This is a genomic window from Microbacterium sp. G2-16M (genome assembly GCF_055809115.1).
Window position 1 is genome coordinate 206,656 of sequence record NZ_CM147897.1, and the last position, 17,563, is coordinate 224,218.

Here is a 17,563-nt window from a genome sequence, read left to right on the forward strand (position 1 = left end):
CCGGCATGTACTTCGACACCGTCCTGGTCGCCAACCGCGGCGAGATCGCGCGCCGGGTCATCCGCACCCTGCGGGCCCTCGGCATCCGCGCGGTCGCCGTCTACAGCGACGCCGACGCCGCCGCGCCGCATGTGCGCGAGGCCGATGTCGCCGTGCGCATCGGCCCGGCCGCGGCATCCCGCTCGTACCTGGACATCGACGCGATCATCGCCGCCGCCCGCGACACCGGGGCCCAGGCGATCCACCCCGGCTACGGCTTCCTCTCCGAGAACGCCGCGTTCGGCGCCGCATGCGCCGCGGCCGGCATCGTCTTCATCGGGCCGGGCGCGCGGGCGCTGGAGGTCATGGCCGACAAGATCCGCGCCCGGGACCACGTCAGCGCGTCCGGGGTGCCGATCGTGCCGGGCTTCAGCGCCGCCGGCATGACGGACGACCAGATCGCGACCGCCGCTGAACAGGCGGGCTTCCCCCTGCTCATCAAGCCGTCCGCCGGCGGCGGCGGCAAGGGCATGGAGGAGGTCCACTCCGCCGCGCAGATCCCCGACGCCGTGGCCACGGCGCGCCGGGTCGCGAAGTCCGCATTCGGCGACGACACGCTGCTGTTCGAGCGCCTCATCCTGCACCCGCGGCACATCGAGGTGCAGGTGCTCGGCGACGCGCACGGCCGGGTGGTCCACCTCGGCGAGCGCGAATGCACGCTGCAGCGTCGGCATCAGAAGGTGATCGAGGAGTCGCCGTCGCCGCTGATCGATGCCACCACGCGCGCCCGTCTGGGCGAGGCGGCCTGTGCGGCCGCGGCATCCGTCGACTACACCGGGGCGGGCACCGTCGAGTTCATCGTGTCGGCCGACCGCCCCGACGAGTTCTTCTTCATGGAGATGAACGCCCGCCTTCAGGTCGAGCATCCGGTCACCGAAGCGGTCACCGGCATCGACCTGGTCGAGCAGCAGCTGCGCATCGCGGCCGGACTGCCGCTCACGCTCGGCGAGATCACACCGACCGGGCACGCCATCGAGGCGCGCGTGTACGCCGAGAGCCCGGCCCGCGGCTTCCTGCCGGCCACCGGGGACGTGCTGCGGTGGGAGCCGGCCTCCGGGCCCTCTGCGGGCACCGTCCGGACGGATGCCGCGGTCGAGACCGGCAGCACCGTCGGGGCCGAGTACGACCCGATGATCGCGAAGGTCATCGCCCACGCCGCCGACCGCGCCGACGCCCTCGCGCAGCTGGACGCCGCGCTGGCCGACACGGTGCTGTTCGGGGTGGAATCCAACATCGACTTCCTCCGCACGCTGATCGCCGACCCGGCCGTGCAGGCCGGGACCATGGACACCGGACTGATCGACCGGATGCCGCCCTTCGTCGATCCCACCCCGACGACCGCGGCGCTGGCTGCAGCCGCACGGGTCGCAGCCGCCGGGGACACCGCATCCCCGGCACCGCCGCACGCCGCGGCGCTGTGGCGGGCGCGCTCGGGCTGGCGGATGGGTGCGGATGCCGCGGCAGCCACGATCCGGTTCCGCACGGCTGCGGGCGAGGTCGTCGTGACCCGCTGCGCCCCCGCGACGGCCGGGGCCGCGCCCGGCGCCGGCGGCATCGCCCGAGCAGGCGAGGCGGAATGCGCCCCGGACGGCATCGTCTGGGTGCATGCGGACGGCGTCACCAGCGCGCTCGAGCCCCTCACCCGCCGCCAGGCCATGGAGCGTCGCCTCGCCCAGCGCGAGCGGGCGGATGCGGCATCCGACCCGGAGCTGCGCGCCCCCATGCCCGGCGCCGTCGCGGCCGTCCACGTCGCCGACGGTGCGCGGGTGGTCACCGGCGACCGGATCATCACCCTCGAGGCAATGAAGATGGAGCATCCGCTGGCCGCTCCGCACGACGGCATCGTGACGCTGGCGGCCGCCGCCGGCGACCAGGTGCGCCGCGACCAGGTGCTTGCCCGCGTCACCCCCGAATCCACCGAATGAACGCCGAATGAAGGACACCATGGACACCTACTCCTCTTACGACGTCAGCGACGACGAGCGCGAGCTGGCCGGCCTGGTGCGCGGGTTCGCGGACGACGTCATCGCCCCGATCGCCTACGAGGCCGACCGCACCCATACGCTGCCGCTGGACGTGGTCGCGCAGATGGGCGAACTGGGGCTGTTCGGTCTGCCGTTCCCGGAGGAGTACGGCGGGCAGGGCGGCACGTACTTCGCGCTCTGCCTGGCCATCGAAGCCATCGGCCGGGTCGACCAGTCGCTGGCGATCACGCTCGAGGCCGGCGTGAGCCTCGGCGCGATGCCCGTATTCCGATTCGGGAATGAATCGCAGAAGCAGGAGCTGCTGCCCGACCTGCTGGCGGCCCGTGCGCTGGCCGGCTTCGGCCTGACCGAGCCGGAGGCCGGCTCGGATGCCGGGGCCACCCGCACGAACGCGCGCCTGGACGGCGGGGAATGGGTGATCAACGGCGCCAAGCAGTTCATCACGAACTCGGGCACGGCCATCACGCGGTTCGTCACCGTCACCGCCGTCACCGGCGAGCAGGACGGCCGCAAGCAGATCTCCACGATCGTCGTCCCGAACGGCACGCCCGGGTTCACCGTCGAGCCGGCCTACGACAAGGTGGGGTGGCGCGCGTCCGACACGCACCCGCTCACGTTCACCGATGCGCGGGTGCCCGAGGGCAATCTGCTCGGCGAACGGGGCCGCGGGTTCGCGAACTTCCTGCACATCCTCGACGAGGGGCGCATCGCCATCGCCGCGCTGTCCACTGGGGCGGCCGAGGGCTGCGTGCAGGCGGCCACCGAGTATGCGCACTCGCGCACGGTGTTCGGCGAGCAGCTGGCGACCCGGCAGGCCATCCAGTTCATGATCGCGCGGATGCACGCCCGGGTGCACACCGCCCGGCTCGCCTGGCACCACGCGGCCCGGCTGCGCGACGCGGGCAAGCCGTTCAAGACCGAGGCCGCCGTCGCGAAGCTCACCGCGAGCGACGCGGCGATGGACAATGCGCGCGACGCCACGCAGATCTTCGGCGGCAACGGGTTCATGAACGAGTACCCGGTGGCGCGGCACTACCGCGACTCGAAGATCCTCGAGATCGGCGAGGGCACCACCGAGGTGCAGCTGCTGGTCATCGCCCGCGCGCTCGGGCTAGCGTGACGGTATGAGCGAGATCGTCCAGCGCGGGCTGTACTACGAGGAGTGCGAGGTCGGGGCCAGATATCTGCACCGCCCCGGCCGGACCATCACGCAGGCCGACAACACCCTGTTCTCCGCGCTGACGATGAACACCCAGGCGCTGCACGTGGACGCAGCGTACTCGGCCACGCAGCCGTTCGGCGCGCCGCTGATGAACTCGATGTGGACGCTGGCCACGATCGTCGGGATGTCGGTGACCCAGATCACGCAGGGCACGCTCGTCGCCCAGCTCGGGCTGAGCGACATCGCCTTCCCGCATCCGCTGTTCGCCGGCGACACGCTGTACGCCGAGACCGAGATCGTCGCGAAGCGCCTGTCGAACTCGCGCCCCGGCCAGGGACTGGTCACGATGACCCACACCGGGCGCAACCAGGACGGCGAGGTGGTGGCCACCGCCACCCGGGTCGCGCTGATGTGGTGCCTGCCGACGGAGGACGCATGAGCTTCACCATGGGACCTGCTCTGCTGTTCTGCCCCGCCGACCGGCCGGAGCGCTATGCGAAGGCCGCCGCACGCGCGGATGCGGTCATCCTCGACCTGGAGGATGCCGTCGCGCCGGCCGCCAAGGCCGCCGCCCGCGGGCACCTGATCGAGTCGGAGCTGGACCCCGCCACCACGATCGTGCGCATCAATCCGCTCGACACCGAGCACACGGCATCCGATCTGTCGACGCTGGCGCAGACCGATTACCGCACCGTGATGGTGGCCAAGAGCGAGTCGGCCAAGAAGATCGGGCGGCTCGATCCGCGTTTCGCGGTGATCGCCCTGTGCGAGACCGCGCGCGGAGTGGCCCATGCCGAGAAGATCGCGGCGCTCGAGAACGTCGTCGCCCTGATGTGGGGGGCCGAAGACCTGGTGGCCTCGCTCGGAGGCACGTCCAGCCGCAGGAAGAGCGGCCGCTACCGCGATGTCGCCCGCTACGCGCGCTCGCGGGTGCTGCTGGCCGCGGGTGCGCACGGCACGGCCGCGATCGACGCGGTGCACCTGGACATCGGCGATGCGAAGGGGCAGACCCGGGAAGCAGAGGATGCGGTGGCCAGCGGCTTCGCCGCGACCGCCTGCATCCACCCGGGCCAGGTCGAGCTGATCCGTGCCGCATATCGGCCTTCCGCCGCGAGGGTGGAGTGGGCGCGGGCCGTGCTGGCCGCGGCATCCGGACAGCGGGGCGTGTTCGCCTTCGAGGGGCGGATGGTCGACGAGCCCGTGCTGCGGCACGCCCGCGCGGTGCTCACGCGGGCCTGAGGCATCCGTCCTCGGCGCGGCCGCGGAGGGTGCCGACTCAGCGGGTCGCCGGGGCGAACGCCGCGCTGCGCGCCGCTTCGACCAGGCGCAGCCGCTCGCGTTCGTACAGCATCGAGTAGCCGCCGCCGTTGGGCAGGTACGTGCCCGGCTCGGGCAGGCTGCCGCCGGTCGCGTGCCGGACGAGTTCGCGGATGAGTCCGCCGTGCGAGACGACGATGACGGATGTCGCGGCCGGGGCCGTCGCGCGGCGCACGTCGCGCACGACCCGGCGCACGCCGGCCAGTCCGCGGCGTCGCATCTCGTCGGGCGTCTCGGCGCCCGGGACCCGTGCCGTCACCCACGGACCCCACAGGGCCGCGACCTCTTCGCCGGTCTTGCCCTCGGCCTCGCCGTAGGCGCGCTCCTGCAGCTGCGGATACAGCCGCGGCGCCTCGAGTCCGAGCTCGCCGGCGATGATCTCGGCCGTCTCGCGCGCCCGCGACAGGTCGCTGGCCACGATCGCCACAGGCCCGTGCAGCTGCTCGCGCAGATCGGCGGCCGCCTCGCGGGCCTGCCGCCGACCGGTGTCGTTGAGCGGGATGTCGGAGCTGCCCTGGATGCGTCCGGTCAGGTTCCAGTCGGTCTCGCCGTGGCGCACGAAGATGAGGGAGGTCACTGTTCGAGGGTACCGGGCGCCGGATCACAGGACGCTGGGCGCCCGGCGCCCTGTGTGCCGGGATCAGGGAACGGGGAGCCGCTCGGCCAGCGCGCCGAGCACCTCGCTGGTGCCCGCCTCGATCCGCACGGTGGCACGCGGGTCGGCCCGGGTCGGTCCCCGGTTGACGATGACGATCGGCAGGTCGCGACGCTGGGCGCGCTGGACCAGCCGCATCCCGGAGTTGACCGCGAGCGAGGATCCGGCCACCAGCAGCGCCTCGGCCGAGGCCAGCAGCCGCTCGGCCGCGGCGAACCGGGTCGGCGGGATGGTCTCGCCGAAGAAGACCACCTCGGGCTTGAGCATCCCCCCGCAGATCGTGCACACGGGCAGCCGGAAGCCGTCGACCGAATCGGGGCGCACATCGCCGTCCGGCAGCAGGATCGCGTCCTCGGAGGTCACCAGCCACGGGTTGTCGGCGTCGATGCGCGCCGCGAGGTCGCGCCGGTCGAACACCTGTCCGCAATGCAGGCAGACCACCCGCCGCAGCGTGCCGTGCAGCTCGACGACCCGCCCGGAGCCGGCCTGCAGATGCAGGCCGTCCACGTTCTGGGTCATCACGCCGTTCGCGACCCCGCGCCGCTCGAGCGCAGCCAGTGCCGTGTGCCCGGCGTTGGGATGCACGGACGACATGCGCCGCCACCCGAGGTGGCTGCCCACCCAGTATCGGCGACGGGCATGGTCCGAACCGAGGAACTGCTGCACGGTCATCGGCGTGCGCACCGGCGCCCCCTCGCCGCGATAGTCCGGGATGCCGGAGTCGGTCGACACGCCGGCTCCGGTCAGGACCGCCACCCGGCGCCCCGACAGCGCCGCCGTCGCGTCGTCGATCGCGTCCGTCATCCGCACCGCACCAGGCTACGCCCCGCCATGCGGCATCCTGGGACGGTGATCACCATCCCGATCGGCGACCCCGACGACCCGCGCCTGGCGGACTATCGCGATCTGACGGATGTCGCGCTGCGCCGCGCGCTCGAGCCGGCCGGGGGCCTGTACATGGCCGAGTCGGCGAAGGTCCTGGCCCGGGCGCTGGAGGCCGGGCACCGTCCGCGGTCGGTGCTCGTCCAGGAGAAGTGGATGCCGGATGCCGCGGCCCTGCTCGGCTCGCTGCCCGATGTCCCGGTGTATGTGGTGCCCGCTTCCGTCGCCGAACAGGTGACCGGCTACCCCGTGCACCGGGGTGTTCTCGCGGCGATGCACCGGCCCGACCTGCCGACGGTGCGCAACGTGCTCGCGGGCGCGCGGCGGCGACCACATTCACGAATCGCCGTCCTTGAGAATCTCACCGACCACGCGAACGTCGGTGGTGCAATAAGGAACGCCGCAGCAATGGGCGTCGACGCCGTGCTGGTGACGCCTGGCTGCGCGGACCCGCTCTATCGGCGAGCTGTGCGCGTGTCGATGGGCACGGTGTTCCAGGTGCCGTGGACGCGGATCGACGGCTGGCCGCGCGACGGCATGCAGCTGCTCAAAGACGCCGGTTACGTCGTGGCGGGTATGTCGCTGGGGGAGGACTCGATCACTCTCGACGAGCTGGTCGCCGAGGATCACGGCGACCTGGCACTGGTGTTCGGCGCCGAGGGCCATGGCCTGACGCCGGCGACCGACCGGCTGCTCGACCGCCGGGTGACGATCCCGATGATGCACGGCGTCGACTCGCTCAACGTGGCGGCCTCGTCGGCGGTGGCGTTCTACGCGACGAGGTAGTGACGCTGTGCTCCTCCGTCCGGTATGGCACCCAGGCCGTGTCTGTGCGCACCGGTACGTTGAGATGGACACGCAGTCACGACGCTGAGGTCGAGCCGGAGAGCAATATGCAAAAAGTGCATATTGCCGGCGTGGACCGGCCGGTCACGTTGTACAGCCTCGACGTGATCCTCGCGGTCGGCTGCCGTGCGAACTCGGGTCGGGCGATCATGTTCCGGCGGTGGGCCGTCCCCATTGACGCCGAGCGGCGACGACGGCGCTGTCATCCTCCGCGACGAGCAGCTACGCCTCCTCGCCCCGACCGGCCCCGGGATCCGCGCCCGGCGCGACCACCTGCACCGGCAGGGGGTCGGGCCGCTTGGCGGTGATGTTGTCGCCCGAGGACTGGTGCCGCAGCCGACGCAGCACCCACGGCACGAGGTACGCGCGCGCCCACACCAGGTCTTCGGTGCGCGCCTCACGCCAGGTGCGCACCGGCAGCGGGTCGGGCTGCATCGGGGCGAGATCGTTCGGCACGTTCAGCGCTCGCAGCACCATGCGGGCGACCTCGTGGTGTCCGAGCACGTTGAAGTGCAGCCGATCGTCGGCGAAGAACCGCGGGTCCTGCGCGGTCTTCAGCGCCCACTGATCGGCCACGACGCAGTCGAACTCCTCGGCCACCGCCCGGATGTTCTCGTTGTAGATGGCGACCTTGCCGCGGATGCCGCGGAACACCGGGGTGAACTCGGTGTCGATCCCGGTGAACACGACCAGGGTCGCGCCGCTCCCGGCCAGCCGGGCCACGGCGTCGCGGAACAGCGCGGCGACCGCGTCCGGATCGGACCGCGGCCGGATCACGTCGTTGCCGCCTGCGCACAGGGTGATCAGATCCGGCTTCAGCGCGAGCGCGGGCTCGATCTGGTCGTCCACGATCTGCCGGATGAGCTTGCCGCGCACCGCGAGGTTCGCGTAAGCGAAGTCGTCGACCTGGCTCGAGAGCACCTCGGCGACCCGGTCGGCCCAGCCGCGGAAGGCGCCCGGCTGGGTCGGATCGGGATCGCCGACCCCCTCGGTGAACGAGTCGCCCAGGGCGACGAACCGGCGCCAGGGGTGCGGGCCGGCGTTGTCGACATACGGGGTGCGGCGATCCTCGGTGGCGGGCATCAGCATCCTTCCGATTCGTGACCGACATTCAGACTAATCTCGGGCAGGGTCGCACGCTCGGTTTAGGCTGGAATCTCGTCCGGCGGCGGGAAGGGGTGCGGGTGGAGGAGCAGACCTCTCTGGGCAGCTTCGCCGCCGAACACCTTTCACCGACCTACCCGCAGCGCGCGCCCTGGGGCACGGCCCAGCGCCTGCGCGCCTGGCAGGCCGAGGCGCTGGACCGCTACTTCGAGCTGGACGGCCCGGATGGTCCGGGCAAGGGCCCGCGCGACTTCCTCGCGGCGGCCACCCCCGGCGCCGGCAAGACCACGTTCGCGCTGCGTCTGGCCAGCGAGCTGCTGCGGCGGGATGTCGTCGACCGGATCGTGGTGGTCGCCCCGACCGAGCATCTGAAGACGCAGTGGGCGGATGCCGCGGCCCGGGCATCGATCCGGCTCGATCCCGCGTTCTCCAACCGGCACGCCGCCCCGGCCCGGCACTACCACGGCGTGGCCGTCACCTACGCGCAGGTGGCGGTCAAGGCATCCGTGCACGAGCGTCTCATCCTCGACAAGCGCACGCTGGTGATCCTCGACGAGGTGCACCACGGCGGCGACGCGCTCAGCTGGGGCGACGCCCTCCGCGAGGCGTACCGACGTGCCACCCGCCGACTGCTGCTGTCCGGCACCCCGTTCCGCAGCGACACCGCGCCGATCCCGTTCGTGGAATACCACCCGAACGAGCACGGCATCCGCATCTCGCGCACCGACTACGCCTACGGATACCGGCGGGCGCTTCAGGACGGGGTCGTCCGGCCGGTGATCTTCATGGTCTACGCCGGGCAGATGCGGTGGCGCACCAAGGCCGGTGACGAGATGGAGGCCCAGCTCGGCCAGGACAACACGAAGGACATCACCGCGCAGGCCTGGCGCACCGCGCTCGACCCGGAGGGCGACTGGATCCCGGCGGTGCTCCGCTCCGCCGACCGCCGACTGACCGAGGTGCGCGAGCAGGTTCCGGATGCCGGGGGGCTGGTGATCGCGACCGATCAGACCGCCGCCCGCGCCTACGCGGCGATCCTCAGGGAGATCACCGGGGAGGCGCCCACCGTGGTGCTCTCCGACGAGGCCGAGGCATCCGCCCGGATCGAGACGTTCGCGCAGAGCGAGGCTCGATGGATGGTGGCGGTCCGGATGGTCTCGGAGGGGGTGGATGTCCCGCGCCTGGCGGTCGGGGTGTACGCGACGAGCGCCTCGACGCCGCTGTTCTTCGCGCAGGCGATCGGCCGGTTCGTGCGGGCCCGGCGTCGCGGCGAGACGGCCAGCGTGTTCCTGCCGAACGTGCCGCAGCTGCTCGCGTTGGCCGGCGAGCTGGAGCGACAGCGCGACCACGCGCTGGACCGCGAGTCCGACGGCGACGAGTGGGACGCCGAAGAGGATCTGATGGATGCCGCGGAGCGCGAGGAGAAGGCCTCGGACGCGCTCACCGAGGAGTTCAGCTACCAGGCCCTGGGATCGCTCGCGCACTTCGACCGGGTGCTGTACGACGGCAAGGAGTTCGGCCAGCTCGCCGTCCCCGGCACCCCGGAGGAGGAGGAGTTCCTCGGCCTTCCCGGTCTGCTCGAACCCGAGCATGTGCACGAGCTGCTGATGCAGCGTCAGGCCCGCCAGGGGCGCCACCGGGCCACCCGCGAGGCGCGCGAGGGCTCCACCGACGCCCGGGACGCGGTGCCGCCGCAGGCGCTGCACCGCACCCTGAAGGAGCAGCGTCAGCTGCTGAACAGCCTGGTCGGGCTGTACGCCCGCCAGTCCGGCGAACCGCACGGCGCCGTGCATGCCGAACTGCGGCGGGTCTGCGGCGGACCCGCCGTCGCCCAGGCCACGGTCGCGCAGCTGCAGAAGCGGATCGAGGTGCTCCGGGGCCGCGTGCACTCGTAGCCGCGGGGCCGTCGCCCGTCCGGGCCATGCCGGCGGCCGCGTCCCGTTCGGAGCTCCGAAATGCTGGCAATCCCGCGGAATCGCGCGGGATCGGCATCCGTCGCCGATAGCCTCGAACGGTTGTCGACCCCGGGAGAAGATGTGACCGCGCCTCGCGCCGAGCCCAGCAGCCGCGATCGCCGCCGCTGGGCGCAGTACCTGGTCAACGAGCGGGCCGAGGCGCGCGTCTATCGCGAACTGGCCGGTCGCCGCACCGGCGAGGAGCGCGAGATCCTCACCGCGCTGGCGGATGCCGAGGGGCGGCACGAGGCGCACTGGCTCGAGCTGCTGGGCGCAGAGCCCGCCTCGCCCCCACCTGCGTCCGCGCGCACCGTGCTGCTGGGCTGGATGGCCCGGCACTTCGGCTCGATCTTCGTCCTGGCACTGGCCCAGAACGCCGAGGGGCGCTCGCCGTATGAGACCGACCCGCACGCGACCCCGGCGATGGCCGCCGACGAGAAGGTGCATCAGGAGGTCGTGCGGGGCCTCGCCGCCCGCGGGCGGCGGCGGCTCTCCGGCGGGTTCCGGGCCGCCGTGTTCGGCGCCAATGACGGGCTGGTCTCGAACCTCGCCCTGGTGATGGGCATCGGCGCGACCGGAGTCCCCTCGTCCTTCGTGCTGTTCAGCGGGGTGGCCGGGCTGCTGGCCGGGGCCCTCTCGATGGGCGCCGGCGAGTACGTGTCGGTGCGCTCGCAGCGCGAGCTGCTGGAGGCCACCGAGCCGGGCGAGTTCGCCGACGGCGTCCTTCCGGACCTCGACCTCGACGCCAACGAGCTCGCCCTGGTGTACCGCAGTCGGGGGATGACCCAGGAGGACGCGATCGAGCGCGCGGAGCGCGTGCTGGACCACGCCCGCGCCGCGGAGCCGGCCGCGCCGGGCGCCGGCCCGGTCTCGACCGGCGACATCGGCGAGGTCGTGGGCGGGGCATGGCGGGCGGCGATCTCGAGCTTCCTCTGCTTCGCCTCGGGCGCGATCATCCCGGTGCTGCCCTGGATCTTCGGACTGACCGGCCCGGCAGCGGTGGTGCTGGCGCTGGTGCTGGTGGGACTGGCCCTTCTGGGCACCGGTGCGATGGTGGGGCTGCTGTCCGGCGCGCCGCCGCTGCGCCGTGCGCTGCGGCAGCTGCTCATCGGCTTCGCCGCCGCGGCGGTCACCTACGGGCTGGGGCTGCTGTTCGACATCACACTGGGATGACACATCGCCATCCTTCAGCTACACTGAAGCCATCTCAGTATTGCTGAAGGTTGGGAGTCTCACCATGGTCGCGCACTCGCGATGACCGGCGCACGCACGGTCGAGACCGCGGTCGAGTCGGGCCCGACGCGGCGGGACTGGCTGGGCCTTGCCACGCTGGCCTCCGGGCTCGGGATGATCGTCCTGGACGGGACGATCGTGGGCGTCGCCCTGCCCGACATCGTCCGGGATCTGCATCTCACCCTCAGCGACGCCCAGTGGGTCGGCAGCCTGTACGCCGCGGTCCTGGCGGCCCTGCTGCTGTCGGCCGGTCGGCTCGCGGACCGATGGGGGCGTAAGCGGCTCTTCCTGGCCGGGATCGTGGTGTTCGTCGCCGGCAGCGTGTGGGCCGGTGCTGCCGGGGCCGCGGGGGTGCTGATCGCTGCGCGGGCGGTGCAGGCGCTCGGGGCCGCGCTCATCCTGCCCACGACGCTCTCGAGCGTGAACGCCACGTTCCGCGGGCCGTCGCGCGCGGCTGCGTTCGGCGTCTGGGGGGCGGTGATCTCGGGGGCGGCGGCGATCGGCCCGCTGGCCGGCGGGGCGTTGACCCAGTACGCGTCGTGGCCGTGGATCTTCCTGGTGAACGTGCCGCTGGGGGCGATCGTGTTCGTCGCTGCGGTCTTCACCGTCCGTGAGACCCGCGCCCCGGCGGCCGACTCCGGCGATCGCGGCGGCCCCGACATCCTCGGCGCCGTCCTGAGCGTGGTCGGCTTCGCATCCCTGGTGTTCGTCGTGATCGAGGGGCCGGATCTGGGGTGGTGGCGACCGCAGGAGTCGTTCACCGTGTTCGGGCTGACCTGGCCGCAGACCGCGGCGATCTCGCCGGTGCCGGTGCTGATCGTCGTGGCGGCGGTCTCGCTGGTCGGCTTCATCGGATGGGAGCGGTCGCGGGCACGCGCGGGCCGGCAGGCGCTGCTGGATCTGACGCTGTTCCGCCTGCCCACCTTCACCTGGGGCAACGTCACCGCCGGAACGGTCGCCGTCGGCGAGTTCGCGCTGGTGTTCGTGCTGCCGCTCTTCCTGGTCAACGCGATGGGGCTGCCCGTGATGACGGCGGGGCTGGTGCTGGCCGCGATGGCGGTCGGCGCGTTCGTGTCCGGTGCTCTCGCGCGCCACCTCGCCGCGCGGCTGGGCGCCCCGGGCGTCGTGATCCTCGGCCTCGCGCTGGAGGTGGTGGGCATCCTGGTGGTCGCGATGGTGGTGCGACCGGATGCCGCGGCCTGGCTGATCGCGGCGCCCCTGGTCGTCTACGGGCTCGGCCTGGGGCTGGCCTCGGCGCAGCTGACCGGCACGGTGCTGCGCGACGTCCCGCCCGCCCAGTCCGGGCAGGGCTCGGCGACCCAGAGCACGGTCCGGCAGGTGGGCAGCGCACTGGGCACCGCCGTCTCGGGGGCCGCGCTGGCGATCGCGCTGGCCCTCACGCTCCCGGCGGCGACATCCGACGCGGGCCTGACCGGCCCGAAGATCGATCAGCTCGTCGACGCCACCCGGCAGAGCGCCGGCGCCACGATCGCGCAGCTGCGTGCGCAGCACTCCGACGCGCTCGTGGCGGCGCTGTCGGCGGGGTTCGCGGATGCCACGCGCAGCTCGCTGCTGGTGGCCATGGCGTTCCTCGTGCTCGGCCTGATCGGCGCGCTGCGGGTGCGCGCAGTCGCCGGCCGCGGCGCACCGGCGGCCTGACCGGCGTCGCGGCGTGGCAGAGTGGACCGGTGACGGTCTACCTCGATCACGCGGCCACCACGCCGCTGCGCCCCGAGGCGCGCGATGCGTGGCTGGCCGCCGCGCAGCACCGCGGCAATGCGTCCTCGATCCACCGGGACGGCCAGGACGCCGGCCGGGTGCTGGAGGAATCCCGGGAGCGGCTCGCGGCCGTGCTGGACTGCGATCCGATCGAGGTGGTGTTCACCTCCGGCGGCACCGAGTCGGTCAACGCCGCGGTGAAGGGCCTGTGGTGGGCGCGGGCGACGGGAACGGACGCCGTGGTCCTGCCGGACGGCGAGCACCACGCCACGATGGACGCGGTCGAGTGGCTGCGCACGCACGAGGCCGCCCCGGTGCGGCCGGTGCCGCTGGATGCGCAGGGCGCGATCGACGTCGACGCGTTCGCGCGGGCGCTGCCCGGCGCGGCGGTGGCGACCGCCCTGGTCGCCAACAACGAGGTGGGCACGATCAACGACGCGGCCGGGCTGGCCGCGGCATCCGTCGGCGCCGGAGTGCCGCTGCATCTGGACGCGATCGCCGCGTTCGGCCACCTGCCGGTCTCATTCCGGCGGTGGCGGGGCGATGCGCGCGGACAGCGCGGCCTGTGCGCGCTCAGCGTCTCGGCGCACAAGCTCGGCGGGCCGGTCGGGATCGGCGCCCTGGTCATCTCGCGGGCCGCCGCACCCGAGGCGCTGCTGCACGGCGGCGGGCAGCAGCGCGCGCTGCGCAGCGGCACCCAGGACATCGCAGGGGCGGCCGCGTTCGCGGTCGCGGCCGAGCGTGCCGAGGCCGAGCGCGACGCCGAGGGCGTGCGCCTGGCCGCGCTGCGCGACCGGCTGGTCCGCGGCATCCGGGACGCCGTGGACGGCTCCGCGCTGCTCGGCGACCCGGAGGAGCGGCTGCCCGGCAACGCGCACATCCTGTTCCCGGGCGCGCTCGGCGAGACGCTGCTGTTCCTGCTCGACGAGGCCGGCGTCTGCGCGTCGACCGGATCGGCCTGCCAGGCCGGCATCCCCGAGCCGTCGCACGTCGTCACAGCGATGGGGCGAACGGATGCCGAGGCCCGCCAGGTGCTCCGGTTCACGCTGGGTCGCACCTCGACGCAGGCGGACGTCGACGCCGCCCTCGCTGTGCTGCCGGACGCGGTCGAGCGCGCACGGGCAGCGGCCCGGCGCTGACCGCGGGACGGAACCCGGCCCGCGCCCAGGCGGCCGCTCGTAGACTGGAGCCCATGCGGATTCTGGCGGCGATGAGCGGCGGCGTGGACTCCGCCGTCGCCGCGGCACGCGCGGTCGAGGCGGGGCACGACGTCGTCGGCGTGCACCTGGCGCTCTCCCGCGCCGGCGGCACGCTGCGCACCGGCAGCCGCGGCTGCTGCACGATCGAGGATGCAATGGACGCGCGCCGCGTCTCGGACGTGCTCGGCATCCCGTTCTACGTATGGGACTTCTCCGAGCGGTTCCGGCAGGATGTCGTGGACGACTTCATCGCCGAGTATCAGGCCGGGCGCACCCCGAACCCGTGCATGCGCTGCAACCAGCACATCAAGTTCGCCGCCCTGCTGGAGCGGGCGCTCGAGCTCGGATTCGACGCCGTCTGCACCGGCCACTACGCCTCGCTGGTCGACGGTCCGCAGGGCCGGGAGCTGCACCGCGCGTCGGATGCCGCGAAGGACCAGTCGTACGTGCTGGGCGTGCTCACCGCCGAGCAGCTCGCGCACACGTACTTCCCGCTCGGGCACACCCCGTCCAAGGAGCTGGTGCGCGCCGAGGCGGAACGGCGGGGGCTCGCGGTCGCGCGCAAGCCCGACAGCTACGACATCTGCTTCATCCCGGACGGCGACACGCGGGGCTGGCTCGCCGACAAGGTCGGCGCCGAGCCGGGCGAGATCGTGGACCGCACCGGCGCCGTGGTCGGCGGGCACGAGGGCGCGCATGCATACACGGTGGGGCAGCGGCGCGGCCTGAAGATCGGCGTGCCGGCGGCGGACGGCAAGCCGCGCTTCGTGCTCGAGGTGCGGCCCGTCTCGAACACCGTCGTGGTCGGGCCGAAGGAGGCGCTCGCGTGCGCCGAGATCGCGGGGGAGCGGTTCAGCTGGGCCGGTCGCGCGCCGGCCGAGGGGACATTCGACTGCGACGTGCAGATCCGCGCGCACGCCGACCCGGTGCCCGCACAGGCCGAGCTGGCCGACGGCGTGCTCACCGTGCGACCGACGCATCCGTTCGACGGCGTCGCACCGGGGCAGACGGCGGTGCTCTACGACGGCACTCGGGTGATCGGGCAGTTCACGATCGACCGCACGGTCTCGGCCGTCCCCGTCGACGCGTGAACGTCGGCGGCCGCTCGTAGACTCGAGCCGTGGCGCAGAACATCTCACGGGACGACGCTCGCACCGAGGCGGAAGACCTCACCACCCGCATCCTCGAGGCCAAGGACGCGTACTACGGGCGCGACACCTCACTCGTCGACGACGCGACGTACGACGGATGGATGCGTCGGCTCGCCGAGCTCGAGCGGCTGTACCCGGAACTGCAGGGCCAGGATTCGCCGACGCAGATGGTGGGCGCCGCAGAGGCGACGGGTCTCGACACGATCGAGCACGCAGAGCGGATGCTGAGCCTGGACAACGTGTTCTCGGTCGAGGAGCTGCGCGACTGGGCCGTGAAGACGCAGGCGGCGGCCGGTCGCGAGGTGGCCTGGCTGACCGAGCTGAAGATCGACGGCCTCGCGATCAGCCTCCGCTACGAGAACGGCGTGCTCACCTCGGCGGCGACCCGCGGCGACGGACGGGTCGGCGAGATCGTCACGGAGAACGCGCTGCGCCTCGCCGACATCCCGCAGCGACTGTCCGGCACGGGGCACCCGCCGATCGTGGAGGTGCGCGGCGAGGTCTTCATCCCGGTGGCGGCGTTCGAGCGGCTGAACGCCGCCCAGGCGGCGTTCCGCGACCGCGCCCATGACGACGCCCTGGCACGCTGGACGGCTCGCGGCGGCGCGAAGAGGCCGTTCGACGAAGAGAAGGCGAGGGCGGCGGCCGTGCGGCGCTTTCCGGCGTTCGCCAATCCGCGCAACGCAGCCAGCGGCGGGCTGCGTCAGCAGCTCGACAAGAAGGAGGGCCTCGAACACGAGGCCGGGATGCTGCGGGTCGAGTCGCTCTCGCTGTATGTGCACGGCATCGGCGCTTGGGAGAACCCACCCGTCGCCAGCCAGAGCGAGGTCTACGAACTGCTCGCGCAGTGGGGTCTGCCGACGAGCCCGCACACGAGGGTCTGCCGCACGATCGACGAGGTCATCGAGTTCGTGTCGTACTTCGGTGAGCATCGGCATGACATCGAGCACGAGCTCGACGGGATCGTCGTGAAGGTCGATGAGCTCGCGCTGCACGCCGAGCTCGGACAGACCAGCCGCGCGCCACGGTGGGCCATCGCCTACAAATACCCGCCGGAGGAAGTGCAGACGAAGCTGCTCGACATCGTCGTTTCCGTCGGCCGCACCGGCCGGGCGACGCCGTTCGCCGTGATGGCGCCCGCGCACGTGGCGGGGTCGGTGGTGCGCCAGGCGACGCTGCACAACCAGGACGTCGTCAAGGCCAAGGGCGTGCTGATCGGCGACACCGTCGTGCTGCGCAAGGCGGGAGACGTCATCCCCGAGGTGCTCGGGCCGGTCGTCGAGCTGCGCGACGGCAGCGAGCGCGCGTTCGTCATGCCGGAGTTCTGCCCGGAGTGCGGGTCGCCGCTGCGCCCGGCCAAGGAGGGCGACATCGATCTGCGGTGCCCCAACGCCCGGTCGTGCCCCGCGCAGGTGCGCGGTCGCGTCGAGCACATCGGCTCGCGCGGTGCGCTGGACATCGAGGTGCTCGGCGAGGTGACCGCAGCCGCACTCACCCAGGCCGAGCCTCCGGCCGTCGCCCCGCTGGACACCGAGGCGGGGCTGTTCGACCTGTCGCTGGACGAGCTCGTGCCGATCTCGGTGATCGTGCGCGACGCCGAGACCGGACTGCCGAAGGAGGGCGAGGACGGCTCCGTCAAGCGACGATCTCCGTTCCGCCGCAATCCCACCGCACAGGAGCGCAAGGCCGGCGACGACCGACCGCAGCCGTCGGCGGCCGCGACCAAGCTGCTCGCCGAGCTCGAGAAGGCGAAGACGAAGGAGCTGTGGCGGCTGCTGGTCGCGCTGAACATCCGGCACGTCGGTCCGGTGGCCGCGCGTGCGCTGGCGCAGTGGTTCGGGTCGCTGGATGCCATCCGCGCAGCCTCGCGCGACGAGCTCGCGGCCGTCGAGGGCGTGGGCGGGATCATCGCCGACGCTCTCCTGGACTGGTTCGAGGTCGACTGGCACCGCGAGATCGTGCGGCGGTGGACGGATGCCGGGGCGCGGTGGGAGATCCCCGGTCATCCCGGTCCGGGTGCGTCATCCGCCGGCGGGGTGCTGGAGGGGATCACGGTGGTGGCGACGGGCTCGCTCGAGGGCTACAGCCGCGAAGGGGCGCAGGAGGCGATCATCGCAGCCGGCGGAAAGGCCGCGTCATCCGTCTCGAAGAAGACCGACTTCGTCGCGGCCGGGCCCGGGGCGGGGTCGAAGCTGGGCAAGGCCGAAGAGCTGGGCGTGCGGATCATCGACGCGGCGCAGTTCAAGGTCCTGGTCGAGCAGGGGCCGGACGCGCTGGATGCCTGACCGACCGATCGCCTGATGTCCTGAACGTCCC

Annotated in this window: 14 protein-coding genes; 11 read left to right on the forward strand and 3 right to left on the reverse strand. The window is 72.7% G+C overall.

Annotated features, from left to right (window positions below):
- Positions 1-5: 5 nt before the first annotated feature.
- The 4 genes from AC0L6F_RS01010 to AC0L6F_RS01025 are packed head-to-tail and all read left to right on the forward strand — an operon-like array spanning position 6 to position 4,425.
- The gene (locus tag AC0L6F_RS01010) at positions 6-1,964 is read left to right on the forward strand and encodes an acetyl/propionyl/methylcrotonyl-CoA carboxylase subunit alpha (protein ID WP_473538874.1); all 1,959 of its coding nucleotides are present in this window, start codon (positions 6-8) and stop codon (positions 1,962-1,964) included.
- A 7-nt stretch (positions 1,965-1,971) separates the two neighbouring features.
- A complete protein-coding gene (locus AC0L6F_RS01015) occupies positions 1,972-3,144 on the forward strand; it encodes an acyl-CoA dehydrogenase family protein (protein WP_274635716.1) in 1,173 nt (390 codons plus the stop codon).
- 4 nt (positions 3,145-3,148) lie between these two features.
- Entirely contained in the window at positions 3,149-3,625 is a 477-nt protein-coding gene (locus AC0L6F_RS01020; protein ID WP_473538875.1) for a MaoC family dehydratase, read from the forward strand.
- Entirely contained in the window at positions 3,622-4,425 is an 804-nt protein-coding gene (locus tag AC0L6F_RS01025) for an HpcH/HpaI aldolase/citrate lyase family protein (RefSeq protein ID WP_473538876.1), read from the forward strand. Before AC0L6F_RS01020 ends, AC0L6F_RS01025 begins: the two co-directional genes overlap by 4 nt.
- Before the next feature lie 37 nt (positions 4,426-4,462).
- On the opposite strand, the gene AC0L6F_RS01030 is transcribed toward AC0L6F_RS01025, so the two are convergent.
- Entirely contained in the window at positions 4,463-5,080 is a 618-nt protein-coding gene (locus tag AC0L6F_RS01030; protein WP_473538877.1) for a histidine phosphatase family protein, read from the reverse strand.
- Positions 5,081-5,143: 63 nt separating this feature from the next.
- Positions 5,144-5,962, reverse strand: a complete 819-nt coding sequence (locus tag AC0L6F_RS01035) for a Sir2 family NAD-dependent protein deacetylase (RefSeq protein WP_473539924.1) — start codon at positions 5,960-5,962, stop codon at positions 5,144-5,146.
- A gap of 27 nt (positions 5,963-5,989) precedes the next feature.
- Here AC0L6F_RS01035 and AC0L6F_RS01040 point away from each other — a divergent pair, with 27 nt between their 5' ends.
- A complete protein-coding gene (locus AC0L6F_RS01040; RefSeq protein WP_473538878.1) occupies positions 5,990-6,826 on the forward strand; it encodes a TrmH family RNA methyltransferase in 837 nt (278 codons plus the stop codon).
- A 282-nt stretch (positions 6,827-7,108) separates the two neighbouring features.
- Here the strand turns inward: AC0L6F_RS01040 and AC0L6F_RS01045 are convergent, their stop codons facing one another.
- Entirely contained in the window at positions 7,109-7,969 is an 861-nt protein-coding gene (locus AC0L6F_RS01045) for an SGNH/GDSL hydrolase family protein (protein ID WP_473538879.1), read from the reverse strand.
- A gap of 101 nt (positions 7,970-8,070) precedes the next feature.
- Here AC0L6F_RS01045 and AC0L6F_RS01050 point away from each other — a divergent pair, with 101 nt between their 5' ends.
- The 6 genes from AC0L6F_RS01050 (at position 8,071) to ligA (ending at position 17,532) form a co-directional block, all read left to right on the forward strand.
- Entirely contained in the window at positions 8,071-9,885 is a 1,815-nt protein-coding gene (locus AC0L6F_RS01050; protein ID WP_473539926.1) for a DEAD/DEAH box helicase, read from the forward strand.
- A gap of 141 nt (positions 9,886-10,026) precedes the next feature.
- Positions 10,027-11,118: a VIT1/CCC1 transporter family protein gene (locus tag AC0L6F_RS01055; RefSeq protein ID WP_473538880.1), complete on the forward strand. Its 1,092-nt coding sequence runs from the start codon at positions 10,027-10,029 to the stop codon at positions 11,116-11,118.
- An 81-nt stretch (positions 11,119-11,199) separates the two neighbouring features.
- Entirely contained in the window at positions 11,200-12,837 is a 1,638-nt protein-coding gene (locus tag AC0L6F_RS01060; protein WP_473538881.1) for an MFS transporter, read from the forward strand.
- A 29-nt stretch (positions 12,838-12,866) separates the two neighbouring features.
- Positions 12,867-14,036 carry a cysteine desulfurase family protein gene (locus tag AC0L6F_RS01065; protein WP_473538882.1) on the forward strand — a complete coding sequence of 390 codons (1,170 nt, stop codon included), beginning with the start codon at positions 12,867-12,869 and terminating at the stop codon, positions 14,034-14,036.
- A 53-nt stretch (positions 14,037-14,089) separates the two neighbouring features.
- The gene (mnmA, locus tag AC0L6F_RS01070) at positions 14,090-15,187 is read left to right on the forward strand and encodes a tRNA 2-thiouridine(34) synthase MnmA (protein ID WP_473538883.1); all 1,098 of its coding nucleotides are present in this window, start codon (positions 14,090-14,092) and stop codon (positions 15,185-15,187) included.
- Positions 15,188-15,216: 29 nt separating this feature from the next.
- Positions 15,217-17,532, forward strand: coding sequence for an NAD-dependent DNA ligase LigA (ligA, locus tag AC0L6F_RS01075; protein WP_473538884.1), 2,316 nt, complete (start codon positions 15,217-15,219; stop codon positions 17,530-17,532).
- Positions 17,533-17,563 lie beyond the last annotated feature (31 nt).